Genomic DNA, 24972 nt, shown 5'->3' on the forward strand with positions numbered 1-24972 from the left:
GCTCGCGGGCGCCCGAGACCACCATCCAACGCGAACCCCCGTGCCTGGCCACCAGCGCGCGGGAAGACGAAGCGGTGAGGCAGAAGCAATGACCGACGACGCCCGGCTCCTCGACTACCTCAAACGGGTCACGACCGACCTGCGCCGAACGCGCTCGGAGCTCGACACGCTCAAGGAGCGGGACTCCGAGCCGATCGCGATCGTGGGGACGGGATGCCGCCTGCCCGGCGGCACGGACACCCCCGACGCCCTCTGGGACCTGCTCGACGCCGGAGAGGAGGTGATCGGGGGACTGCCGACCGACCGGGGGTGGAACCTCGACGACATGCTCGGGCGCCCGGGCATGTCCCGGAGGGGCGGTTTCCTCAGGGACGCCGCGGGCTTCGACGCCGGGTTCTTCGGGATCTCCTCCCGAGAGGCGGAGGCGATGGACCCGCAGCAACGGCTGATGCTGGAGGTGACCTGGGAGGCCCTCGAACGCGCCGGTATCGACCCGGACTCCTTGAGCGAGAGCCCCACCGGCGTGTTCACCGGCATCAGCATGGTCGACTACGCCGGAGCCCTGACCTCCGGGACCCACCCCGTCCCCCCGGGAGCCGAGGGGTACCTGATGGCCGGAACGGCCCCCAGCGTGGCCTCGGGCCGGATCGCCTACACCCTGGGGCTCCACGGCCCCGCGTTGACCGTGGACACGGCCTGTTCCTCCTCCCTCGTGGCCATCCACCTGGCGGCTCGTGCCCTACGCCGGGGCGAGTGCTCCCTCGCGCTGGCCGGAGGCGCGACGGTCCTGACCGGTCCGAGCCTGTTCACCGAGTCCGCGAAACAGGGCGCGCTCTCCCCGGACGGTCGCTGCAAGGCCTTCGGTGAGGGGGCCGACGGAACCGGCTTCGGTGAGGGGGCCGCCGTCGTCGTGCTGGAACGGCTCTCGGACGCCGTCCGCAACGGTCACCGGGTCCTCGCCGTCGTCCGAGGCGGAGCCGTGAACCAGGACGGGGCCTCCAACGGGCTGACCGCGCCGAACGGCCGGGCCCAGGTACGGGTCCTGCGCGAGGCCCTCGCCGACGCGGCCCTGACCGTCGACGACATCGACGTGATCGAGGCCCACGGCACCGGGACGCGTCTGGGCGACCCGATCGAGGCCGGGGCCCTGCTGGAGGTGTACTCCCGGAGGCGGACCCCGGACCCGCTGTGGCTCGGGTCGGTGAAGTCGAACCTGGGCCACACCCAGGCCGCGGCGGGCGTGGCGTCCGTCATCAAGATGGTGTCGGCCCTGGAGCACGAGAGGCTCCCCCGCACCCTGCACGCCGACGAGCCCTCCCCCTTGGTGGACTGGTCCTCGGGGCCGGTCCGAGTACTGAACGAGCCGGTGTCGTGGCCTCGCGGCGAGCGTCCGCGCCGGGCCGGGATCTCCTCGTTCGGGATCAGCGGCACCAACGCGCACCTGATCGTCGAGGAGGCGCCCACGAACGAGGACGCGGAGCCCGCGCCCCCGCGGCCCCCGCTGATCCGGGGCGGTCGCGTGTGGCCGCTGTCCGCCCGCGGTGACGGGGCCCTGACCGAACAGGCCGACCGACTGCGCACGAGCCTGGAGGGGGCCGACCGTTCGGTCGTCTCCGGCGCCGCGCGGACCCTGGCGACCGCGCGCCCCCACTTCTCCCAGCGGGCCGCGGTGGTCGGCGGTGACGAGGAACGGTTGTTCGAGGGGCTTCGCGCCCTCGCGGCCGGAGAGTCCTCGGAACGGGTGGTCACCGGTCGCGTCCCCCGGAAGGGGCGTGGCCGTCCCGTGTTCGTCTTTCCCGGTCATGGAGGCCAGTGGGAGGGTATGGCGAAGGAGCTGCTCGACGCCTCGCCGCTCTTCGCCGAGTCCATCGAGGAGTGCGAACGCGCCCTGGAGCCGTACGTCGACTGGTCCTTGAAGGCCGTCCTTCGGGGAGAGCCGGGGGCGCCTCCGCTGCTCGGCGAGGGGTCCCGGGTCGAGGTGCTGCAACCCGCGTCGTGGGCGGTCCTGGTGTCCCTGTCACGCCTGTGGCGGGCGGCGGGCGTGGAACCCGCCGCCGTGGTCGGTCACTCGCAGGGCGAGGTGGCCGCCGCCTGCGCGGCCGGCATCCTCTCCCTGGAGGACGGGGCCCGGGTCGCCACGTGCCGTAGCGGTGTCCTGCGCGAACTGGCCGGAGAGGGCGGGGCCGCGGTGGTCTCCCTCGGAGCCGGTCGGACCGCCGAACTGGTGGCGCCCTGGGGCGACCGGATCGGCGTGGCCGGGGCCAACGGTCCGGAATCGACGGTGGTCACCGGGGAAGGGGGCGCGATCGCCGAGTTCGTCGAATGGTGCGAACACCACGGCGAACACGCGCGCGCCTTCGACGTGGACTACACATCGCACTGCTCCCTGGTGGACCGGGTCGAGGACCGTATGCGTTCCGGTCTCGCCGGTATCGCTCCGCGGGCGGGCGACGTGCCCTTCTACTCCACGGTGGCGCCCCGACCCACCCTGGAACCGGGGGACGAGCCGGAGGAGCGGCCTCTGGACGGAGCCTCCCTCGACGCCGATTACTGGTACCGCAACCTGAGGCACGGTGTGCTCCTGGAACCGGTGATCCGCCGTCTGGTGGAACGGACCGACGCGTTCGTCGAGATCGGTCCGCACCCGGTCCTCTCCGTACCGATCAGGCAGACACTGGAGGCGACGGGGAACGCCGACCGGCCGGTCGTGCACACGCTCCGACGGGGAGAGGACTCCGCGGAACGCTTCGCCAAGGCCCTGGCCGAGGCGCACTGCGTCGGTGTCGACATCGACTGGGGTCGAGTCCTCGGGGACGAGGAGAAGGCCCCGACGCCGGCCGAACTTCCCACCTACCCCTTCCAACACGAGCGGTACTGGATCGAGACCCCCAAGGGAACGGCCGACCCCGAGGCCCTGGGGCTCCAGAGCGCGGACCACCCCCTCCTCGGGGCGCGTGTCCCGGTGGCGGGCACGGGGCAGGTCCTGCTGACCGGCTCCCTGGATCCCGCCAGGACCACCTGGCTGGCCGACCACGGCCTGTCGGGCCGTGTCCTGCTCGCCGGCTGCGCGACCGTGGAGATGCTCCTGCACGCCGGTCGACTCTGCGACGGCCCGGAGATCGCCGACCTGACCCTGCACACCCCCTTGGAACTGGACGAGGACGGGACCGCGGTCCAGGTCGTCGTCGACGGGCCCGACGTTCGGGGCCGACGCGGGGTGCGTGTCCTGTCCGCCTCCGCCGACGGCCGGACGTGGACCGTGCACGCCGAAGGCGGACTCGCGCCCGCCACCGGCACCGAACCGATCGCGGCGACGCTCCCCGGACCGGAGGCCCGGCCCCTGCCCGCGCAGGACGCCTACGCCTTCTTCGAGACCCAGGGGATCCACTACGGCGAGTCCTTCCGCGGCCTTCGGAAGGCGTGGGCCGACTCCGAACGGGTGTGGGCCGAGATCGCCCTGGACACGCCGCCCTCGGACGCCCACGCCATGGCGGGCCCCCACCCGGCCTTGCTGGACGCCGGGTTGCAGGCGCTCATGCTGCGTCACCTGTTCGACGGCTCCCGTGCCCGCCGGCTGATGCCCTTCGGGTGGAGCGGGGTCCGTCTGCACGCCACCGCCACCCCCTCCCGCGCGCGGGTCGAGCTCACGGAGACCGGCCCCGACGTCTACCGGGTCCTGGTCACCGACCCCGAGGGCACGCCCCTGCTGTCGGTGGACGAACTGACCGTGCGCGAGGCCCCTGCGGACCGGGACACCGGGAACGGGGCGCTCTTCCGGCAGGTGTGGGAGGGGCCCATGGGCCCGCGGGAGGGCACGACCGTTCCCGAACCGGGCCGATGGGTCCTACTCGGTGGAGAGCCCCTGGACGGGGTGCCCCACCACCATGACCTCCAGGCTCTGAGGGCCGAGCTGGACGGTGGAGCGGCCGCCCCCGAACTGATCCTCTGGGAGGCGGGGGTGGACGAGGGCGTCGAACCCGCCCGGGTCCTCTCCGAACTGCGCCGTACCCTGGCGACCCTGCGAGGATGGCTGGACGACGAACGTCTCGCCGCGACGAGGTTCCTCGTCCTCACCCGGGGCGCCGTCCATCCGACGGACGACGACGAGGCCCCGCGCGCCAACCCCGTGGGCGGAGCGGTATGGGGTCTGGTGGCCTCCGCCGACACCGAACACCCGGGCCGATTCCTCCTGCTGGACACCGACCGGACCACCACGTCCCTCGTGGCCGAGGCGGTCGGGGCCGGCGAGCCGCGTCTGGCCGCCCGGGGCGGCCTACTGTACGCGCCGCGCCTGGCCGAGACCGAGCCGGAGGGGGAGGGCTTCACCCTGCCGATCCGCGAGCCCTCCTGGCGCCTGCGTACCGAGGGCGGAGGGGTCGTCGACGGCATCGACGCCGTCCCCGACCCGGACCAGTGGCGGGCCCTGGAACCCCGGGAGATCCGCGTGGCGGTACGGGCCGCCGGAGTCAACTTCCGCGACGTCCTGATGTGCGTGGGGATGTATCCCGAGCCGGGCAACATCGGCAACGAGGGATCCGGTGTGGTCCTGGAGGTCGGACCGGACGTCGAGGGCATGGTCCCCGGAGACCGGGTCATGGGACTGTTCCCGGGGGCGTTCGGGCCGGTCGCGGTCGCCGACCACCGCTATCTGACGAAGGTCCCCGAGGGATGGGACCACGCCGACGCGGCGGCGCTCCCGGTCGTCTACCTGACCGCCTACCTCGCGCTGGTCGAGGAGGCCGACCTGAGGACGGGGGAGACCCTGCTCGTCCACTCGGCGGCCGGCGGCGTCGGTCTGGCGGCCCTGGGCATCGCCCGTCACCTGGGCGTGCGCGTCCTGGCGACCGCCAGCCCGGAGAAGTGGGACCTGCTCAGGGAGGCCGGGCTCGGCGAGGACGAGATCTCCGGCTCCCGCGACCTCGACTTCGAGGAACGGTTCCGCGCGGTGGCCGGCGGCGTGGACGTGGTGCTCAACTCCCTCACCGGTGAGGCGATCGACGCCTCCCTGCGACTGCTGAGGCCCGGAGGGCGCTTCGCCGAACTGGGACGCAACGAGCTGCGCGACCCCGAACGGATCGCGGCCGAACACGACGGAGTCCGGTACCGCGCCTTCAACGTGCTGGAGCTGGGCCCCGACCGGATCCAGCGCGCCTTCGACGCGCTGGTGCCGCTCTGGGAGAGCGGGGCCCTGCCCGCCATCCCGATCACCCGCCATCCGATCGAGAACGCGGTCGAGGCCTTCCGGGCCATGCAGCAGGGACGGAACGTCGGAAAGATCGTCCTGGAGCAGTCCACCCGCTTCCGCCCGGGCGGCACGGTGATGATCACCGGAGGGGTCGGCCGACTCGGCGTGCTGTTCGCGCGCCACCTCGTGATCCGTCACGGTGTCCGGGAACTGCTCCTGCTCGGACGCAAGGGGATCGAGACCCCCGGCGCACGTGAACTCGTCGCCGAGCTGGAGGTCCTCGGAGCGCGTGTGCGGATCGAGGCCTGCGACGTCGCCGACGAGGACCGTCTCGCGGAGGTCCTGGCCGGTGTCCCGGAGGAGCACCCGCTCACCGCGGTGGTGCACGGGGCGGCCCGGATCGACGACGCGACGGTCGCCGGTCTGACCGAGGAGACCATGGAGCGGGTGCTCCGTCCCAAGGTCCAAGGCGCGTGGAACCTCCACAGGCTGACCGCCGACCTCGACCTGGACGCCTTCGTCCTGTTCTCCTCCGCCGCCGGTGTGCTCGGCAACGCCGGACAGTCCGCCTACGCCGCGGCCAACTCCTACCTGGACGTCCTGGCGCGGCACCGCCGTGAACAGGGTCTTCCGGCGCAGTCGCTGGCCTGGGGGCGTTGGGGCGATGGAAGCCAGGTGTGGGAGGAGCTGGACGAGGTCACGACCGCGCGCATGTCCCGCGTGTGGGGTATGGAGGCCATCGAGGAGGACGAGGGACGCGCTCTGCTGGACGCGGCCCTGGCCACCGGACACGCCCACGTGATCCCGCTCCCGCTCGACCTGGCCGGGCTCCGGGGACGGGCGGCCACCGGGGGCTCGATCCCCGCGATACTTCGAGGACTGGTGACGATGCCCGCCGACGGAGCCGGGGGGACGGTCGGGCACGACACCGCCGAACGGGTGCGCGCCGCCCGCCCCGGCACGGAGCGCAGGGAACTGTTCACCCGTCTGATCGGCGAGCGGGCCGCCGAGATCCTCGGTCATCGAGAGGGTTTCGGAGACGACCGGGACTTCCTGGAGTCCGGGTTCGATTCGCTCACGGCGGTCGAACTCCGGAATCACCTCCAAGAGCTCAGCGGGACCCACCTGCGCTCCTCCCTGGTGTTCCAGTACCGGTCGCCCCGTTCCCTGGCCGAGTACGTCGACGAGCGGATGAGCGAGGACGTCACCGACGCCCCGTCGTCGGCTCCGGAGGAGACGGAGGGCAACGGCAGCCTCGTCGGCCTCTTCCTGGAGGCCTGCGAGTCGGGGCGTCACCAGGACGCGATGAGTCTGGCCGTGACGGCGTCGAGGGCGCGGAAGGTCTTCACCGACCGGGACGCCCCGGTGGTCCGGGCCACCGCCCTGGCGTCGGGGGAACGTGAGCCCGTGCTGATCTGCCACCCGTCGCTGGTGATGACCTCGGGACCCCAGGAGTTCTCCCGGTTCGCCACCACCTGGCACGGCCGACGCGACCTGTACTCCCTGTCCGCTCCCGGCTATCTTCCCGGAGAACCCCTCCCCACCGACCTGGACACCTTCGTCCGATTGCAGACGGAGGCCACCCTGGAGGCCGCCGGAGGACGCCCGTTCGTCCTGGTCGGCCGCTCCTCGGGGGGATGGGCCGCGCACGCGGTCGCCGAGGAACTGGTCAGGAGGGGGACCCCCGCCACCGGCCTGATCCTGCTCGACACGGCCTACCCCGGGGACGCCGAACTCCTGCCTCTGGTCACCGAGTTCGTCACCGAGCGGGCCGGTGAGTTCGAGCTCATGGACACCACGAGGCTCACCGCCATGGGCGCCTACCTCGACCTCTTCGCCGACTGGCGGCCGAGCATGACCGTGCCCGGCACGGTCCAGCTACGACCCACCAGTCCGGTGGTGACCTCCACCGGGGCGAAGTTGGCGATGGACTGGATCTGGCCCGGAGAGCACACCCGGGTCGACGTGCCCGGCGACCACTTCACCATGCTGGAGGAGCACGCGGCGGCCTCCGCCGTCGCGGTGGAGGAGGTCCTCGGCGGAGACCGGGGCTGAGCCCGGTCCGGGCCCTGGACGTGCCCCGGACACGACGTCTCTCCCCGCGGGGCCTCTCGGTGTCGACACCGAGAGGCCCCGTTCTCGGTGAGGCCTCTCCTCGGAACAAACCGTCCCTCGGGGGCGTTCTCAACGAGGTGCGCCCGGGGGCCGCCCCCGGCCCGGAGCCGCCCGCGCCGTCCGGCTCCACCGGCCGGCCCCGTGTCGGCCCGCCCACCGGGAAAACCGGTTGCGGTCCCTCTTAACCTTGAGTACTGATGAGCACCACCACGCCCGCGCGCTCGTCCGCGCACACATCCTCCTCCGACGCGGATCCTCTCCGCTCCCGGTTGCGGGGCCTCATGCCCGCGGACCGTCACCGGCTCCGTCGACGTATCGACGGACTGGCCAAGATCCGCGACGAGCGCCGCCGCGCCTCCGTGCGGAACGACATCGCCGAGGACATCGACCGAGCGCGGGTCCGCGTCGAGTCGCGTCGTGAGTCCGTCCCCGAACTCCACTACCCCGAGGCGCTGCCGGTCAGCGCCCGCCGCGAGGACATCGCCGAGGCGATCCGCGACCATCAGGTCGTCATCGTCGCCGGTGAGACCGGCTCGGGAAAGACCACCCAGCTCCCCAAGATCTGTCTGGAGCTGGGCCGCGGCGTCATGGGCACGGTCGGTCACACCCAGCCGCGTCGGCTGGCCGCCCGCACGGTCGCCGAGCGCATCGCCGACGAGATCGGCACCCCCTTGGGCGAGACGGTCGGCTACAAGGTCCGCTTCACCGACTCCTCCGGCGACAACACCCTCGTCAAACTGATGACCGACGGCATCCTGCTCGCCGAGATCCAGCACGACCGGATGCTGCGCCAGTACGACACCCTCATCATCGACGAGGCGCACGAACGCAGCCTCAACATCGACTTCCTGCTCGGGTACCTCAAGCAGCTCCTGCCCAAGCGTCCCGACCTCAAGGTGATCATCACCTCGGCCACCATCGACCCCGAACGGTTCTCCCGCCACTTCGACGACGCCCCCATCGTCGAGGTCTCCGGGCGCACCTACCCCGTCGAGGTCCGCTACCGGCCGATTACCGACGAGATCCTCGACCCGGACGAGAAGAACCCGGGCGGGGGCACCGACAAGGACCAGACCCAGGCCATCCTCGAGGCCGTCGACGAGCTGTCGGGGGAGGCCCCCGGCGACATCCTGGTCTTCCTCAGCGGGGAACGCGAGATCCGCGACACCGCCGAGGCCCTGGAGAAGAAGAGACTCCGCGGCACCGAGATCCTCCCCCTCTACGCCCGCCTGTCGGTGGCCGAGCAGCGGCGCGTCTGGTCCTCGCACGGAGGACGCCGCATCGTCCTGGCCACCAACGTCGCCGAGACCTCGTTGACGGTGCCGGGCATCAAGTACGTCATCGACCCGGGCACCGCGCGCATCTCCCGCTACTCCCATCGCACCAAGGTGCAGCGGCTGCCGATCGAGGCGATCTCCCAGGCCTCGGCCAACCAGCGCAAGGGCCGCTGTGGTCGTGTGTCCGAGGGCATCTGCATCCGGCTGTACTCCGAGGAGGACTTCCTCTCCCGCCCGGAGTACACCGACCCCGAGATCCTGCGCACCAACCTGGCCTCGGTCATCCTCCAGATGGCCTCCCTCGGGCTGGGCGACGTCGCCGCCTTCCCGTTCGTGGACGGCCCCGACCACCGTCAGATCAAGGACGGCGTCAACCTCCTCACCGAGCTGGGGGCCCTGCACCCCGAACCCGCGGGCGGGCAGGGGCGGAAGCGCCGCCTCACCCCGACGGGTCGCCGCCTGGCCCAGTTGCCCATCGACCCCCGCCTGGGCCGTATGGTCCTGGAGGCCGAGAAGCGCGACTGTCTGGCCGAGGTCATGGTCATCACCTCGGCGCTGTCCATCCAGGATCCGCGCGAGCGCCCCACCGAGAAGCAGCAACAGGCCCAACAGGCCCACGCCCGGTTCGTCGACAAGGAATCGGACTTCCTGGCCTTCCTCAACCTCTGGAACCATCTGCGCGAACGGCAGCGCGAGCTGTCCGGCAACCGGTTCCGCAAGGAATGCCGTGAGGAGTTCCTGAACTATCTGCGCGTCCGTGAGTGGCAGGACATCCATTCCCAGCTCAAGCAGGTCCTGCGGCAGATGGACATCGAGGTGCCGCCCCTGCGCGAGGAGGCCGCCGACCCGCGCGCCGTCCACATGTCGCTGTTGGCCGGTCTGCTCTCCCACGTCGGTCTGAAGGATCCGGAGAAGCACGAGTACCTGGGCGGACGAGGGGCGCGCTTCGCGATCTTCCCCGGATCGGCCCTGTTCAAGAAGCAACCGCGCTACGTGATGGCCGCCGAACTGGTGGAGACCTCCAAGCTCTGGGGTCGCATGGTCGCCAGGATCGAGCCCGAGTGGGCCGAGGAGCTCGGCGCGGACATCGTCAAGCGCTCCTACAGCGAGCCGCACTGGGAACGTAAACGCGGCGCCGTCATGGCCTTCGAACGGGTCACCCTGTACGGGGTGCCGATCGTGGTCCAGCGCAAGGTCTCCTACGGCCGGATCGACCCCGGGCTCTCCCGTGAGCTCTTCATCCGGCGTGCCCTCGTCGAGGGCGACTGGGAGACCCGCCACCGCTTCTTCCACGAGAACCGCAGACTCCTCGACGAGGTGGAGGACCTGGAACACCGGGCCCGACGCCGTGACATCGTCGTGGACGACGACACCCTCTTCGACTTCTATGACCGTCGCGTCGACGAGTCGGCGATCTCGGCCGCCCACTTCGACTCCTGGTGGAAGAAGGCCCACCGCGCCGACCCGAAGCTCCTCGACTTCACCCGTGAGGAGCTCATCAACGACGGTGTGGACGTGGTCAGCGAGGACGACTACCCGGACACGTGGCGTCAGGGTTCGTTCGTCTTCCCCCTCACCTACCAGTTCGAGCCGGGCAGCGACTCGGACGGGGTCACCGCGCACATCCCGGTCAAGTTCCTCAACCAGGTGGAGAACACCGGTTTCGACTGGCAGATCCCCGGTCTGCGCGACGAACTCATCACCGCGATGATCCGTTCGCTGCCCAAGCCGCTGCGGCGCAACTTCGTGCCCGTCCCGGACCACGCGGCCCGGGCCCGGGGTGCCCTGGTCCCGTACGAGGGCTCCCTCACCGAGGCCCTGGCCGCCGAACTCACCCGCATGGCCTACGGGGAGCGCGTTCGCGCGGAGGACTTCCAGCTCGATCGGGTCCCCGACCACCTGCGCATCACCTTCCGCGCGGTGGACGATCGCAAGCGCACCCTCGCCGAGTCCAAGGACCTCGAAGGGCTGCGCGCCGCGCTCAAGCCCCGGCTGCGGGAGGCCATCGCCACCGAGGCCAAGGGCGTGGAGCGCAAGGGCATCACCTCCTGGGACTTCGGGCCCCTCGAACGGACCCTGGAGCGCAAGGCGCTCGGTCCCAAGGTCAAGGGCTATCCGGCGCTGGTGGACGAGGGCGAGAGCGTCGCCATCCGTATCTTCGACACCCGCCCGGAACAGCGCGCCGCCATGCGCGCGGGCACCCGTCGCCTGCTCATGCTCACGATCCCGTCCCCGGCGACGGTCGTGAGCAAGGGGCTGAACAACCCGGACAAGCTCGCCCTGGCCGACAACCCGCACGGTTCGATCAAGAAGATGCTGGCCGACGCCGAGGCCGCGGCCGTCGACCACCTGCTCACCCGTGAGGGAGGGCCGGTGTGGAACGGCGAGGACTTCGCCCGGCTCGCCGACCGGATCCGGGCCGACCTGGGCGATACCCTCGCCGAGGTCCTCGACAAGGTCGCCCGGGTCCTGGTCCTGTGGCGCAAGGTGTCCAAGAAGATCAAGGGGACCACCTCCCTGTCGGTGCTGCCCTCGCTCAACGACGTCCAGGGGCAGCTCGCCGGTCTGGTCGGGGACGGGTTCATCACCCGGGCCGGACTCTCCCGCCTGGACGATCTGCACCGCTACCTGCGGGGCATCGAGTACCGGCTGGGCAAACTCGCGGAGAACCCGCGCCGCGATCAGGTCAACATGGCCAAGGTCGAACAGATGCGCCAGGCCGTGACCAAGGTCCGAGGGGTTCTCAAGGCGGGTCGTGCCGAGGACCCCGACGTGGTGGAACTGGGCTGGATGCTGGAGGAGTACCGCGTCAGCCTGTTCGCCCAGGAACTGCGGACCGCCTACCCGGTGTCCGACAAACGCATCATGAAGGCCCTCGAAGCGGTCAAGACCGCCGACGGGAAATAGGACGCGCCCCGACCGAGCACATCGGTCGGGGCGCCCTCGCGTTCACGGGGTCACGATCGTCCGTACCATCCCCGGTACGATTCGGCGCCCACGGTGTACCCCTGCCCCGCGTGCTCCTCCACGCGACGGTGACGACCGTCCATGCGGGGCGCCTCCGCGACGACCGCCTCGCGCCGGGCCTCGTTCTCTTTCTTCGCCTCGAAGAAGTCGCCGCCCTTGCGCAGGGTGTCGTCGGTTCCCCAGGACTCCTCGGCGCCGACCTTGCGCAGGTGGGGGATGTGCTTGCGGCAGTGGATGTAGGCCTCCTCCACCTGGACCAGCATCCACATCTGCGCGCGCTGTCCCGGCATCTGCGGCAGCGGCAGGGTCGGCACATGGGGTCGTAGAGCCTCGTCCTCCATGATCTTCACCCGACCATTGACGTGCAGACCGATCCGGTTATGGAAGAAGTCGAGGAACATCAGACCGATGTGCGGGTTCTGGGTGACGTTGCCCGCGCTGGCGAACACCCCGTTGCCCCGGTACTCGGGGAAGGCCAGGGTGCGATCGTCGATGACGTGGACGAACCCCGGCGGCCCGGCCCGGAAGCTGGAGTCGCACTCGCCCCGCCCGTCCGCCGTGGCGATGAACAGCATCTCCTGGTGGGCGATGAACTCCTTCATCGCCGGGTTCAGGTGGTCCAGCATCTGGTCGCGGTAGAACCGGGCGGCGCGTTCGGCCGTACCCATGACCCGCTGTACGTGATGCTCGCCCTCGCTGCCGGGCAGGCGGTTCTGGCTGGGCTGTGTCATGAACGGAGGCTTTCGACGATGGGTGTGGGGGAATGTGCCTGAGCGCCGTCATCGGTCAACGGCGGGCCCTGCGCGGTGTGTAGGGGGCGCCCTCGGAGCCGTCGTCGGCCTGGGCACCGGCCATCATGTGCGCGGTGATCCACTGATAGACGAGCACCCAGGCCGAGCTCATCGAGGACGTCCAGGTGGGGGAGACCTCGCTGACTGCGCGTACGAGGGCGCGCCCGACGTGCGGATAGTGCTCGGGCCGCACACCGAGTTCCCGGTGGTGCTGTCGCCCCAGACGCCGGAGGTACTCCGCGATCTCGTCGGGCGAGTCGAGGTGGCGCACCACGGCCAAGAGGGCGTCGGCCATCCGCTGCTGCTGAGGCCGGATGTCGGAGGGGAACATGTCCCGCACCTCGGGCACCATCGCGAAGAGGTTGTCGTAGAAACACTTGGCCAGGCGGGTCGACCCCTCGGGCACATCGGCGCACGACCGGCGCACCAGATCGATGACGTCCCGGTCGGGGAGCGGCACTTCGGAGATGTATCGGAGGGTCAAGGGCAGGTCCAGACTTCGGGTGAGCGGGGAACCACGGTCCGCGAGCGCGCGTGGTCGCGCGTACTCGCCGTCACCGAGGGGGGATGAGGTCTTGATCGGGGTCGTCCCTCCGGGGGCCGGAGCGGCTGTTCGAGGGGGCCCGGAGGCCGCCCGTCCGGTCGCGATCCCCGTCGGTACGGTCAGCCGAATCCGGAGATCTCGAACAGGACGGGTGTGATGGAGGAGACCCTTACCTTCCCATCTCGGCCTGTTGAGGAGGAACTGTAACAGATGTACTACGAGTCGGATGGTCGTCGTTTTACGAAATTCCGTATACGAACCACCCGGTCCGAGCCATCGAAACGAGGGGGATCGGCGGGGTGACAGGCGTTCCACCTGCCCCTCCACCCGCGCCGGAGCAGCGCCGCGATCCCGCCGGCACCGATGAGTCCTCGCCCCTGGGGAGGTCGATACGGAAGGACCGTTCGACCCCGACGGAAGAGGTGGGTTCCGTGTTGTTGAAGGACAGGATCGCGATCGTGCACGGCGCGGGAGGTTTCGTGGGCGGCGCCGTGGCGCGCGCGTTCGCCGAGGAGGGGGCCCGGCTCTTCCTCACCGGTCGTAGGGAGGGGAGGCTCGCGGCCGTCGCCGAGGAGATCGGCCGCCTCGGTGGGCCCGAACCCGGCATCGCCCGTCTGGACGTCACCGACCCCGAAGAAGTGGGGCGGCACGCCGACTCGGTGGTCTCCGAGGCCGGACGCGTCGACATCGTCTTCAACGCGGTCTCCTACGGCGACGTTCAAGGGGCGCCGTTGGAACGGATGCCCTTCGACCGTTTCGCCGCCCCGGTCACGACCGCCCTGGCCGCGCAGTTCCACCCTGTCCGGGCCACGGCCCGGCACATGGCGGAACGGGGCTCCGGTGTGGTGCTGACGGTGATCGGGCACGGCCCGCCCTCCCCGGAGCCGGGCGGTACCCGGGTGGCCTGGGAGACGGTGGAGGCGATGTACCGCCAGTGGGCCTGTGAGCTGGGCTCGCGAGGGGTGCGCATCGCCTGGTTGCGCACCGGCGGGTTCGCCGAGTCCGTGGCGGGGGCCGACGCCTACGGGGAAGACCTGAAGGTGATCGTGGAGGGGAGGGAGGTACCGCTCTCCTCGCGTTCGGACGAGGCCACCACGGAGCGCGAGCTCGACGAACTCGCCCGGAGCACGGTGCTCGGAGCGTTGCCCACGCTCGCCGACGCCGGGCACGCGGCGGTCTTCCTCGCCTCGGACCGGGCCCGTCACGTCTCGGGGGCGGCCCTCAACCTCACCGCGGGGGCCGTGATCGACTGAGTCGGGGTTTCCGGCCTCGTCCCTTCCCGGGCAGGGCGGGGACGGGTAGCATGCCGCGGGCGGTATGGACCACACGTCCGCTCCAGTCGACGGAAACGAGGCTCCCGGTGGACACACCACGACGACTCCTGCTCGTGGGGACCTACACCCCCGACTCCGATCCCCCGGGCGAGGGGCGGGGCATCCACCGGGTCTGGTTCGACCCGAGCACAGGAGAGTTGACCGACGGAGGGGTCGCCGCCCGCGCCTCCGGGCCCTCCTTTCTGGCCTACCGGCCCGAGCCGCCCACCGTGTACGCGGTCAACGAGCGGGCCGAAGGGGCCCTCACGGCCTTCCGGCCGCACGGCGACGCCTCTCTCACCGAGTTGGGTTCCGTGCCCACCGGCGGCGGTTCTCCCTGCCACGTCCGTTACCTCGGCCCGCGCGAGGTGGCCGTCGCCGGGTACGCCGATGGTCTGGTCTCTCTCGTCGCGACCGCCGAGGACGGGTCGCCCACCGGGGAGGTCCGGTCGCTCGCGCACCGTGGGAAGGGGCCGGTGGCCGACCGTCAGGAGGGCCCGCACGCGCACAGCACGGCGGTGGCCCTCGACTCCTTCGAGCCGGCGGCCCGCTATCTTCTCGCCGCCGACCTGGGCACCGACGACCTGCGCGTCTACCACTACACGCCGTTGCCCGAACAGGTCACCGACGAGGTGCCCGAACCGAACGAGGACGATTTCCCCGTCGTTCCGCTGCCGCCCGGCACCGGCCCCCGGCACATGGTCGTCAACGGCGACCACGTGTACGTGGTGGGCGAACTCGACTCCCGAGTGCACGTCGTGCGCTGGGACGGGGTGGCCGGCGCCGGCGAACACCTGGGGTCGGTCCCCGCCACCGCGGAGGAGGCCGCGGGGAGCAACTTCCCCGCCGAGATCGTCCTGCACCGTCTCAAGGTCGAGGGGCGCGAGATCGCGGAGGGCGACGTCCTCCCCCTCACGAGCACCTATGAGGGTCGTGTCTACGTCTCCAACCGGGGGGCCGACGTCATCTCGACCTTCGCGGTCCGCGACGGCGGCGCCCGTCTGGAGCACCTGGCCGACACGCCTGTGGGCGCCTGGCCGCGCCACTTCACGGTCGTGCGCGGTCACCGCGACGAGCCCGATCACCTGGTCGCCGCCGCCCAGAACGGCGATGAGCTCAGGTCGCTGCTCATCGATCCCGACACCGGGATCCCCACCGACACCGGTCATCGCCTGGAGGTCCCGGTCCCGGTGTGCGTTCTGCCGATCCCGATCAAGCGCATCCGCCGCGCCGAGACGGCCGAGTAGGGGGAGGGCGGCCCCCGGCGTGCCGGGGGCGTCGAGGGGGTGAGGGCGCCGGGCCGCGGTGGAGGGCCCGGCGTCACTCCGAGAAGGCCTGGACGAGCTCGGGCACCTCCTGGAGGTGGACGTTGAGGATCGCCGTGCCCAGGGGGCCGTCGTGCGCGTCGAGGGCGGCCTTCAGTTCGCGGTGTTCGCGTTCGATGATGGGGAGCCGTTCGGGGCCCCGGCCGATGGTGCGTACCGCCAGGCGCACCTGACGGGGGCGCAGGGAGTCGTACATCTCGCCCAGGACGGCGTTGCCCTGATGCCGGACGATGGAGCAGTGGAAGCGCTGGTCGAGTTGGGCGAGCGCGTTCCAGTCCCGGTTCCGGCCGGCGGCCTCCATCGCCTCGATGAGTTCCTCCGCGTCGGGGGGAGAACCCAGTCGACGGTCGCAGATCTTGGCGATGGCGTCGGACTCGATGACGAAGCGCGCCTGATAGATCTCGCGCATCTCCGTGGCGGTGACGACCCGTACCTGGGCCCCGCGTCGGGGGACGAGGTCGACGAAGCGTTCCGCCTGGAGCCGGTGGAGGGCCTCGCGTACGGGGGTCCGTGAGGTTCCGACCTCTCGGGCCAGAACGGCCTCGTCGAGGAATTCGCCCTCGGCGAACGTCCCGACCAGGATGGCGGCCCCGATCATCTCGTAAGCGCGTTCCCGCGCGGACTGTCGAGGTCGAGTACTCCCGGCTGAGGTCTTCCTTTGATCTGACACAAAGAGCATCCTACCTTTACACGCCTTGGATGCTACGTGTATACAAGGTGTCCACACCAGATATTTAGGGATGTGGGTCACATCCCGTGAAGGGGGACGGCGTGAACGACCAAGTGGAGAAACGGCACGCGATCTGGCTCTCCGAGCCTTCCGCGGCGGCGGTGGAGATCGCCCACCTGGCCGGCTACGGGACCGTCGTGCTCGACATCGAACACGGTCTCTTCGACCTGGCGGCCCTGGACTGGCTGATCCCGCTCATCCGTTCCAAGGGCATGAGCGTCATCGCGAAGGTGTTGGGACCGGAGAGGGGGCCGATCCAGCAGGCCCTGGACTTCGGGGCCGACATCGTGGCCATCCCGCACGTGGAATCGGCGGCGCACGCCGAGAAGGTCTGCGGGTACGCGAAGTTCCCGCCTCTGGGCGACCGTTCCTTCGCGGGCGGCCGGACCTCCGACTTCCGGGGGTTCACCGACGAGTGGGTCGCCCGTCAGGACACGGGGACCCGCTGCTACCCCATGATCGAGGACGCCTCGGCGTTCGAACAGATCGAGGAGATCCTCGCTCTGCCGGTCGTCGACGGTATCTTCATCGGCCCCTCGGACCTGTCGCTACGTCGTGACCGGGGCGCCTACACCGCCGGAGAGGCCGACCTCGCGGACCTGCGACACCTGGCCCGCGCGGCGGGGGCCGCCGGGAAGCCCTGGGTCCTGCCGGCCTGGAGCGACGCGGAGAAACGTCTCGCGGTCGAGGAGAACGCCGAGACCATCGTGACCACCATGCAGTACGGGGCGCTGCTGTCCGGTTTCACCGGAGCCCTCGAAACCCTGCGAGAGATCGAGAACGAGCTGAGGAGCCGTTGATGACCCTGAACGTCGCAGTCGTACAGTTCGCGCCCGCCGAGGACAAGGCCGAGAACCTGGCGGAGATCGAGAGGATGCTGCGTCGGGCCGCCGATCTCGGTGTGCGCCTGGCGGTCCTGCCCGAGTACGCGGTCTTCACCGCGCCCGCCATGGACGACCGATTCGTCGACAGCGCCGAGCCGCTCGACGGCCCGACGGTCTCGCGCCTGCGCGCCCTCACCACCGAGCTCGGGCTCTCCGTCATCGCCGGGGTGAACGAGACGGCCGAGGGCGGCCGTATCCACAACACCCTGGTCGGGATCCAGGACGGTGAGATCAAGGCGGTCTACCGCAAGGTCCACCTCTACGACGCGTTCGGCTACAAGGAGTCCGACCGTGTCCTGGCCGCCGACCCGGAGACGCCGGACCTTCTGGACGTCGACGGTTTCAAGGTGGGTATGCAGACCTGCTACGACCTGCGCTTCCCGGAGGTCTCGCGGGTCCTCGTCGACGCCGGGGCGGACATCATCGCGCTGCCCGCCGAATGGGTGCCCGGCCCGCTGAAGGAGTACCACTGGAACACCCTGGTGCGGGCGCGGGCGATCGAGAACACCGTCTACGTCCTCGCCGCCGACCAGAGCGCTCCGACCGGCGCGGGCAACAGCGCCGTCGTGGACCCGATGGGGATCGCCATCGCCACCGTCGGTGAGGCCCCCGGACTCGGCACGGCCGTGGTCGAGTGCGACCGCATCGAGCACGTCCGCAAGGTCAACCCCGCACTGTCCCTCCGTCGCTACCGCGTGGCCCCAGCAGGAGCGTGAGACATGAGAAGACGCGCAAGGCGCGCCCGAGCCGGTGGCCCGGTACGCACCACCGGGCTCCTGGCCTCGGGCGCGGCCCTGGCGGTACTGACCGCCTGTGGCGGTACCGCTCTCGGTGACGACACCTACGTGTTGCACTACACGACCTACTCCAACCCGACGTCGGACCAGTCCCGTACGGCCCAGCGGTGGGCGGAGGAGGTCGAGGAGCTCACCGACGGTGGCGTCACCGTCAGGCTCCACTACTCGGAGAGTCTCGTCGGCGCCGACGAATCGGCCCAGGCGACCCTGGACGGTCGCGCCGACGTGGCCCAGGTCGGGTCCATCTACGCCGCCTCGGACCTGTCCATGTTCACGGTCATCGAGCTCCCGTTCGAGACCGACAACCCCGAGGTGCAGATGACCGCGATCGAGCGGCTGTACGAGGAGAACGAGGTCTATCGGGAGGACTTCGACCGTCAGGGCGTCCGCCTCCTCTTCCCACTGCCGCTCGGCAGCGCCGCCATCGGGTTGCAGGACGAGGTCACCGGCCTCGACGACCTGAGGGGGAGGAGCATCCGAGCCGGTGGGCTGACATCGGACGTGATGCTCGCGGCCGGCGCCAACCCCATCGGCATGACGGCCAACGACATCTACGAGTCGATGAGTCGTGGAGTCGTGGACGGCTACACCTCGTTGGCCCTGGCGAACCTGCCCACCTTCGGGCTCTCGCGGACCACCCCGTACCTCCTCGACCCCGGGATCGGCGCGTACTCGTCGTCGATCGTGGTCATCAACGAGGAGCTCTTCCAGTCCATGCCCGAGGAGTACCGGGAGGCGCTGACCGAGGCCTCCGCGCAGGGCATCTCCAACGGGCTGGAGGAGATGGACGCGCTCGGAGAGATCGCCTGTCAGGAGATGGTCGAGAACGGAACGGAGTTCCTCTCCCTCCCCGAGGAGGAGGTCGCCGTGTGGAAGGAGGAGGCCGGCGTCGCCGAGCGTTGGGTGGCGCGTTACGAGGAACGCGGCTACGACGCCCGGTCCGTACTCGACGACTATCGGCGGATCATCGCGGAGGAGACCCCGGTCTCCGACTACGCCGACCCGCTCGTCGCCTGCACGGAAGGAGAACGAGAGTGAGTCGCATCGGCTTTCCCCGGTCGGTGGGGGCGGTGGCCACCGTGCTCAACCTCGGAGCCGGACTCCTGCTCCTGGCCCTGATGTTCCTGACCGTCGCCGACGTGGTCGGCCGCAGTGCGTTCGGTCGGTCGGTCCTGGGGACCGTGGACATCTCGACCCTGCTCCTGGTGACCATCGCCTTCCTCGGACTGGCCTCCGCCGAGATCGACGGAAAGCACGTCTCGGTCACCCTCGTCGAGGAGCGCTTCGGCCCCCGGACGCGCCGGATCCTCTCCGGAGCGCGCGTGGTCCTGCTGGCGATCCTCGGTGCCCTCATCGTCTGGGGGATGGGCGAGGTCCTGCTCAGCGCCTACGAACGCGGGGAGACGACCAACGACATCCTGCGGTTGGCCACCTGGCCGGCCAAGCTCGTGCTCTTCCTGTCCTTCCTCCTGTTCTTCGTCATGGCGGTCTGGAAGGAAGTCATGGAGTTCCGCACGCTCGGCTCCGGTGGAACGCCGGAGACCGATGAGGTGGACACGGCTCCCGAAGTGGACCGCTCCACCGCGCACCGACAGAACGGCGAGGGCGCGTCATGACCACCGAGACACTCCTCATCGTCCTCGCGGTCCTGGCGCTCTTCCTGGGACTGCTCGCGATCCGCTTCCACGTGGGCCTCTCCCTCATGGTGGCGGGTCTGGTCGGCATCGTCCTCATGCGGGGGACCGACGCCGCGGTCAGCACGGTGGCCAACCAGCCCTTCTCCACCTCGGCCGACTACTCGCTGACGATCATCCCGCTGTTCATCCTCATGGGCGTGTTCGCCGTTCACGCCCGGCTCGCCCAGGCGGGGTTCGACCTCGCCGCGCGGGTACTGCGCCGTCTCCCGGGAGGCTCCGCGCTCGCTTCGCTGGCCGGGTCGGGGCTCTTCGCCGCGGTCACCGGGTCCAGCGTCGCGACGGTGGCGACCATGGCCAGGGTGTCCACCGACGCGATCGTCAAGGCCGGGCACGGGATCCGGCTCGCGGCCGGCGTCGTCTGTGCCGGCGGCACCCTGGGCGTGCTCATCCCGCCGTCCATCGTGCTCGTCCTGTACGGGGTCGTCACGGGGGAGAGCATCGGCGAGCTGCTCCTGGCGGGGCTGGGCCCCGGTCTGCTGACGATCCTCCTCTACGGGATCACCATCGTCCTGATGGTGCTGGTCGGCCGGCGCAGGCGGGCCCGGGAGAACACGGTCTTGGAACGGGAGCCGGCGATGGCCGGCGGGGTTCCGTCCTCGCCGCCGGCCGGAGCGGGCCTCCCCGAGGCGGCCGAGGAGACCGGGGCCTCCGGGGGGACCCGACAGGATCGGCCCGACCTGTTCGGCTTCATGCTGCTCGTCGTCATCTTCATGGTCTCGATCGGCACGATCTACCTGGGTGTCGCCACCGCCACCGAGGCCGCCTCCTTCGGCGCGGTGTCCGCGTTCGTCATCCTGCTCATCCGCACCAGGCCGCCCCGGTGGGCACGCGCGATCAAGGAGTCGGTCACCGAGGCCGTGGGCCTGACCGCCATGACGTTCCTGCTCATGGCCGGGGCCGGGGTGTTCACGTACTTCCTCGCCCTGTCCGGGGCGAGCACGGCGGTGGTGGACGCGGTCCTGGCCGCGGACCTGGAGCCCTACGTCGTGCTGGTCCTGTGCCTGCTGCTCCTCCTGCCGCTCGGCATGTTCCTCGACGGGATCTCGATGATCCTCGTCGCGGCGCCCCTGCTGCACCCGATCCTGTCCGGGTACGGCTTCGAAGGCCTCTGGCTGGGCGTGCTCATCGTGAAGGTCGCCGAGATGGCGCTGATCACGCCCCCGGTCGGGATGAACGCGTTCGTCTACTCCGGGGCGGTGCCCGAGGCCGGTCTGGGCCGGGTCTTCCGGGGCATCGTGCCGTTCATCGTCGCCGACCTGGTGGTCGTGGCCATCCTCATCCTGGTGCCCGACATCGTGACCTTCATCCCGGAGCTCTCCAGCGCCAAGTGACCGGTCGCTCCTCGAAGCATCCGGACGATTCCTCCGAGAAAGGAACAGTTGTGTTCGTCGTCAACGACATGCCCGAACAGATCGACGGTCGAATCATCACCGAACTCGAAAAGACGTGCGTCTCGACGCTCGGTCACCTTCGGGATCACGGTTTCGCCCTCGGTCTACAGCCGAACAGGCGCCCGCTCAAGTTCGTGGGCACGGCCGTCACGGTGCGCATCCCGCACCTGGACTCCACGGCCGTCCACATGGCGGTCGACATGTTGCGTCCCGGTGACGTCCTGGTCGTGGACCAGTCCGGCGATCATCGACGGTCGTGCTTCGGCGGCCTGGTCTCCTACACGGCCAAGGCCCGGGGCGCAGTGGGAGCGGTGATCGACGGGTCGATCAACGACCATGACGAGACCCTGGCCTACGACTTCCCGGTGATCTCCCGCGGGTACAGCCCGCTGACCACCCGTATCGCCGGGATCGAGGGCGCGATCAACGTGCCGGTCGGCATCGCGGGCGCGGTCGTGCGCCCGGGCGACGTCGTCTTCGCCGACTCCGACGGAGCCGTCTTCCTCTCTCCCGATGAGGCCGTGGGCCTGGGCGAGCTGTTGAAGTCCAAGGAGGACGCCGAGATCCCGGCCCGGGACACGATCTCGGCCGGAGGTTCCCTCGCCGAGTTCTCCGGGGCCGCCGCGTACCGCCCCTGATACGCGTTCGCGCGAGAGGACATCACCGGTCCCGGGGCACGACGGTCACCACCGTCGTGCCCCCGGGACCTTCGTCGTGGAACCTCCGAGGCGATCTTGTGACGCGGATCTCAGGCGGATGCCTACAAGGCCCGGCCGTCCCCTTCTGTACGCCCCGGCCCCTTACAGGAAGAGGTACGTAGCGGACAATGGGTCGTGCCCCACTCCCACCGTCCTCCTGAGGGGAATCACGTATGCCCGCCACCGGGACCAGGAAAAACGTCCGGTACCGCGGTCTCGTCTCCCGAGACCTCGCCCTCATCGCGGTGTTCGCCGCGCTCATCGCCGCGCTGAGCGTCACCGTCGCCATCCCCCTTCCGTTCTCTCCCGTACCGATCACCCTCCAGACCCTGGGCATCATGCTCGCGCCGAGCCTTCTCGGCTGGAAGCGCGGAACGCTTGCCGTCGCCGCCTTCCTCGCCTTGGCCCTGGCCGGTCTTCCGCTCTTCGCGGGAGGACGCGGAGGCGTCGCGGTCCTGGCCGGCCCCACCGGCGGCTTCATCGTCAGCTGGATCTTCGCCGCCCTGGTCATCGGCCTGCTCACCGACGTCATGGTCCGCAACGGCGGGTACCGCTTCTGGCAGGGGCTGCTGGTCAACCTCCTCGGTGGCGTCATCGTCATCTACGTCATCGGCCTGCCGTGGATGTCGGTCGTCCTCGGCGACGGGGTCCTGGCCACCACCGCCGCCATGGCCGCCTTCCTTCCGGGGGACATCGCCAAGGCCGTGGTGACCGCGCTCATCGCCGCGACGGTCTTCCGCGCCTACCCGATCCCGCCGGCGGGCCGCCCCGTCCACGTGACGGACGTCGAGGACGGGAAGAAGGACTGATGCTCCGCCTCGAGGGGGTCTCCCACTCCTACGACGACCGCGCCGTCCTGCGCGACGTCACCCTGGACCTCGCCGAACACCGCATCGGTGTGATCGGGGCCAACGGATCGGGCAAGTCCACGCTCGCCCGCACCCTCAACGGACTCGTCGTCCCGGACGAGGGCCGTGTGTCGCTGGGGGAGTGGGACACCCGGCGGCACGCCAAACACATCCGGCGGCGGGTCGGCTTCGTCTTCTCCGACGCGGCCAATCAGATCATCATGCCGACCGTGGTCGAGGACGTCGAGATCGGACTGCGCTCCCTGCGGCTGGGGAAGGCCGAGACCGCCCGCCGGGTCGACGAGATCCTCGTCCGCCACGGCCTGGACGGTCACCGAGACCATCCCGGCCACCTGCTCTCCGGGGGACAGAAGCAGCTTCTGGCCCTGGCCTCGGTCCTGGTGACCGAGCCGGAGATCCTCGTCTTCGACGAGCCGACCACCCTGCTGGACCTGCGTAACACCCGTATGTTCCGGCGTACTCTGGCCGGGCTCGAACAGCGGGTCCTTCTGTTCACCCACGACCTGGAACTGCTCGAGGGCTTCGACCGGGTCCTGGTGATGGAGGCGGGCCGGGTGGCCTTCGACGGTCCACCGGCCGACGCCGTCCCCTTCTACCTCAAGCTCATGGACGCCGCGGACGAGGACGGGACGTCGTGAGCGTGCTCGGACTGTACGTGCCCGGCACCGGGCCGATGCACCGGGTCCCGGCCGGGCCCAAGCTCCTCGCCCTGTTGGTGCTGGGCGCGGTCCTGATCATCGCCTCCCACCTGTGGCTCTCCGTGGGCGCCCTGGTCTTCGCCCTGCTCCTGTATCCGGCCGTGGGGCTGGGTGCGCGCAGGGCGTGGCGGGCGCTGCGGGTGCTGTGGCCCTTCCTGTTGGCGATCGGGCTCTTCCAGGCCCTCTTCGTGGGCGCCTGGACCGAGGGCGCGCGGCTGTGCGCCCAGCTCGCCGCTCTGGTCCTGCTCGCCAACGCGATCACCCTCACCACCCGGGTGCGCGAGATGCTGGGGCTGTTCGAGCGGCTGGCCGGGCCGCTCCGGCACGTGGGCGTCTCACCGGACCGGGTCGCGCTGGTCCTGTCGTTGACGATCCGGTCCATCCCGATGGTGGCGGTGGCCCTGAACTCCGCCCGCGAGGGCTATCGCGCACGTGGGATCGTCGGGCGCCCGCACCTGATGGTGGTGCCGGTGATCGTGCACCTGCTCAGGATGGCCGAGGCGACGGGAGAGGCTCTGGCGGCCCGAGGGATCGACGAGGACGAACGGGTCGAACGGGCGTGACCGGAGAGAGCACCCGTATCGATCGAATGTCGGACAGGTGCCATATGTGTCTTATCTGGGGATAATCACCGGTACGAGTCGTACCCCTCAGGTGTAGAACGAACCGGTGATCGTGTGCTCCGGCGTCCCCCCGCCGAAAGACGGACCTGGTCCTGTGCCATGTCCGTCCTGCTCACCCTGGGTATCGCCCTGACCCTGCCCGGATCGGTCGTGACCGGAACCGTCGCGACGTCCTTCGCCGCCCGTCCGCCGGACCGGGGCGCGGCGATGCCCTCTCCTCCGGCGGGCTCGCTCGCACCGGCGACCACACCGCCTTCGTCCGGCCCCGCGCTCTCGATCGACGAACGTCGGGACCTCGACCGGCGGATCACCGAGCTGGGACGGGAGGTGGAGTTCGGCATCGCGGTCCAGGACCTGCGGACGGGGATCGCCTACGGGCATGACGCGGAACGGGCCCTGCCCACCGCGAGCGTGGCCAAGCTGACGATCCTGACCATGCTGTACATGTGCGTGGAGGAGGAGGGCGGCGGGCTCACCTCGGACGAGCTCTCCCGTGCCGAACGGATGATCCGCCACAGCGACAACGAGGTCACCGACGGCCTCTACACGCGTATGGGGTACATCGAGGGTTTCGAACGATACGCCGCGGAGCTCGGGTTCACCGCTACCGAGCCCCACCCCTCCGGCTCCTGGGGCTCCACCATGAGCACCCCCGCCGACCAGCTCCGTCTGCTGAGCGTCCTGTACTCGGGGGAGGGACCGATCACCGACGACTCCCGTTCCCACGTCCTCGACCTCATGGAGACGGTGGCCCCGGAGCAGGCCTGGGGCGTGTCCGTCGTGGCGGGACCGGAGGACATCGTCGGACTCAAGAACGGATGGACGCCACGTCCGTCCGACGGCGACCGGTGGGCCCTCGGCACCGTCGGTTATGTGGTGGGGCCCGATCGGGAGTACCTGGTGGCGGTGCTCAGCCGAGGACATGCGGACTACGCCTCCGGGGTGGAAACGGTGGAGGACCTGATCACCGAGGTGATCGAGACGATCGAAGGCGCGGGGGAACGGGGGAGGACATCGGCCGGGGACACCTTCGCCCGCTGACCCCGTCCGCGGTGGACGGGGCCGGCG

17 protein-coding genes are annotated in these 24972 nt (G+C 70.3%); 14 read left to right on the forward strand and 3 right to left on the reverse strand.

Going from position 1 to position 24972, the window contains the following annotated elements; all coding sequences use genetic code 11:
• The first annotated feature begins 88 nt into the window (after window positions 1-88).
• Entirely contained in the window at window positions 89-7240 is a 7152-nt protein-coding gene (locus D451_RS0118990; RefSeq protein WP_020379963.1) for a type I polyketide synthase, read from the forward strand.
• Window positions 7241-7497: 257 nt separating this feature from the next.
• On the forward strand, window positions 7498-11484 hold the full coding sequence (gene hrpA / locus D451_RS0118995) for an ATP-dependent RNA helicase HrpA (protein ID WP_017535593.1): 3987 nt from the start codon (window positions 7498-7500) through the stop codon (window positions 11482-11484).
• A 50-nt stretch (window positions 11485-11534) separates the two neighbouring features.
• Here the strand turns inward: hrpA and D451_RS0119000 are convergent, their stop codons facing one another.
• Both D451_RS0119000 and D451_RS0119005 read right to left on the reverse strand, forming a co-directional pair.
• A complete protein-coding gene (locus D451_RS0119000) occupies window positions 11535-12275 on the reverse strand; it encodes a pyridoxamine 5'-phosphate oxidase family protein (protein ID WP_017535594.1) in 741 nt (246 codons plus the stop codon).
• 55 nt (window positions 12276-12330) lie between these two features.
• Window positions 12331-12819 carry a globin domain-containing protein gene (locus D451_RS0119005; protein WP_017535595.1) on the reverse strand — a complete coding sequence of 163 codons (489 nt, stop codon included), beginning with the start codon at window positions 12817-12819 and terminating at the stop codon, window positions 12331-12333.
• Between the two features lie 491 nt (window positions 12820-13310).
• Between D451_RS0119005 and D451_RS0119010 the strand changes: the two genes are divergently transcribed.
• Window positions 13311-14132: an SDR family NAD(P)-dependent oxidoreductase gene (locus tag D451_RS0119010; RefSeq protein ID WP_169336178.1), complete on the forward strand. Its 822-nt coding sequence runs from the start codon at window positions 13311-13313 to the stop codon at window positions 14130-14132.
• A 107-nt stretch (window positions 14133-14239) separates the two neighbouring features.
• Complete coding sequence (locus D451_RS0119015; protein WP_014909723.1) at window positions 14240-15439, forward strand: lactonase family protein; 1200 nt, start codon at window positions 14240-14242, stop codon at window positions 15437-15439.
• 73 nt (window positions 15440-15512) lie between these two features.
• Here the strand turns inward: D451_RS0119015 and D451_RS0119020 are convergent, their stop codons facing one another.
• Window positions 15513-16187, reverse strand: a complete 675-nt coding sequence (locus tag D451_RS0119020; protein WP_026125185.1) for a GntR family transcriptional regulator — start codon at window positions 16185-16187, stop codon at window positions 15513-15515.
• A gap of 113 nt (window positions 16188-16300) precedes the next feature.
• Here D451_RS0119020 and D451_RS0119025 point away from each other — a divergent pair, with 113 nt between their 5' ends.
• From D451_RS0119025 to D451_RS0119070, 10 genes are all read left to right on the forward strand, one after another.
• Entirely contained in the window at window positions 16301-17047 is a 747-nt protein-coding gene (locus D451_RS0119025; RefSeq protein ID WP_014913447.1) for an HpcH/HpaI aldolase family protein, read from the forward strand.
• On the forward strand, window positions 17047-17847 hold the full coding sequence (locus D451_RS0119030; protein WP_017535597.1) for a carbon-nitrogen hydrolase family protein: 801 nt from the start codon (window positions 17047-17049) through the stop codon (window positions 17845-17847). The genes D451_RS0119025 and D451_RS0119030 overlap by 1 nt, the downstream gene beginning before the upstream one ends.
• A gap of 3 nt (window positions 17848-17850) precedes the next feature.
• Window positions 17851-18966 (forward strand): C4-dicarboxylate TRAP transporter substrate-binding protein, encoded by a 1116-nt coding sequence (locus D451_RS0119035; RefSeq protein WP_014911240.1) that lies wholly within the window; start codon window positions 17851-17853, stop codon window positions 18964-18966.
• The gene (locus D451_RS0119040) at window positions 18963-19544 is read left to right on the forward strand and encodes a TRAP transporter small permease subunit (protein ID WP_017535598.1); all 582 of its coding nucleotides are present in this window, start codon (window positions 18963-18965) and stop codon (window positions 19542-19544) included. The genes D451_RS0119035 and D451_RS0119040 overlap by 4 nt, the downstream gene beginning before the upstream one ends.
• Window positions 19541-20956: a TRAP transporter large permease gene (locus D451_RS0119045; protein ID WP_017535599.1), complete on the forward strand. Its 1416-nt coding sequence runs from the start codon at window positions 19541-19543 to the stop codon at window positions 20954-20956. The genes D451_RS0119040 and D451_RS0119045 overlap by 4 nt, the downstream gene beginning before the upstream one ends.
• A 50-nt stretch (window positions 20957-21006) precedes the next feature.
• On the forward strand, window positions 21007-21654 hold the full coding sequence (locus tag D451_RS0119050) for an RraA family protein (RefSeq protein ID WP_014910741.1): 648 nt from the start codon (window positions 21007-21009) through the stop codon (window positions 21652-21654).
• Window positions 21655-21887: 233 nt separating this feature from the next.
• Window positions 21888-22523: a biotin transporter BioY gene (locus D451_RS0119055; RefSeq protein ID WP_017535600.1), complete on the forward strand. Its 636-nt coding sequence runs from the start codon at window positions 21888-21890 to the stop codon at window positions 22521-22523.
• Window positions 22523-23221 (forward strand): energy-coupling factor ABC transporter ATP-binding protein, encoded by a 699-nt coding sequence (locus tag D451_RS0119060; RefSeq protein ID WP_014910212.1) that lies wholly within the window; start codon window positions 22523-22525, stop codon window positions 23219-23221. Before D451_RS0119055 ends, D451_RS0119060 begins: the two co-directional genes overlap by 1 nt.
• Window positions 23218-23844, forward strand: coding sequence for an energy-coupling factor transporter transmembrane component T family protein (locus D451_RS0119065; protein WP_017535601.1), 627 nt, complete (start codon window positions 23218-23220; stop codon window positions 23842-23844). Before D451_RS0119060 ends, D451_RS0119065 begins: the two co-directional genes overlap by 4 nt.
• A gap of 159 nt (window positions 23845-24003) precedes the next feature.
• Window positions 24004-24945 (forward strand): serine hydrolase, encoded by a 942-nt coding sequence (locus D451_RS0119070; protein WP_017535602.1) that lies wholly within the window; start codon window positions 24004-24006, stop codon window positions 24943-24945.
• Window positions 24946-24972 lie beyond the last annotated feature (27 nt).

The sequence above is a fragment of the Nocardiopsis alba DSM 43377 genome (assembly GCF_000341225.1).
GTDB classification, from domain to species: Bacteria; Actinomycetota; Actinomycetes; order Streptosporangiales; family Streptosporangiaceae; genus Nocardiopsis; species Nocardiopsis alba.

Bases quoted from the DNA above. Each gene is read 5' to 3' on its own strand.
- D451_RS0118990 (WP_020379963.1), top strand. From the start codon at position 89: ATGACCGACGACGCCCGGCTCCTCGACTACCTCAAACGGGTCACGACC.
- hrpA (WP_017535593.1), top strand. From the start codon at position 7,498: ATGAGCACCACCACGCCCGCGCGCTCGTCCGCGCACACATCCTCCTCC.
- D451_RS0119000 (WP_017535594.1), bottom strand. From the start codon at position 12,275: ATGACACAGCCCAGCCAGAACCGCCTGCCCGGCAGCGAGGGCGAGCAT.
- D451_RS0119030 (WP_017535597.1), top strand. From the start codon at position 17,047: ATGACCCTGAACGTCGCAGTCGTACAGTTCGCGCCCGCCGAGGACAAG.
- D451_RS0119035 (WP_014911240.1), top strand. From the start codon at position 17,851: ATGAGAAGACGCGCAAGGCGCGCCCGAGCCGGTGGCCCGGTACGCACC.
- D451_RS0119045 (WP_017535599.1), top strand. From the start codon at position 19,541: ATGACCACCGAGACACTCCTCATCGTCCTCGCGGTCCTGGCGCTCTTC.
- D451_RS0119055 (WP_017535600.1), top strand. From the start codon at position 21,888: ATGCCCGCCACCGGGACCAGGAAAAACGTCCGGTACCGCGGTCTCGTC.
- D451_RS0119060 (WP_014910212.1), top strand. From the start codon at position 22,523: ATGCTCCGCCTCGAGGGGGTCTCCCACTCCTACGACGACCGCGCCGTC.
- D451_RS0119070 (WP_017535602.1), top strand. From the start codon at position 24,004: ATGTCCGTCCTGCTCACCCTGGGTATCGCCCTGACCCTGCCCGGATCG.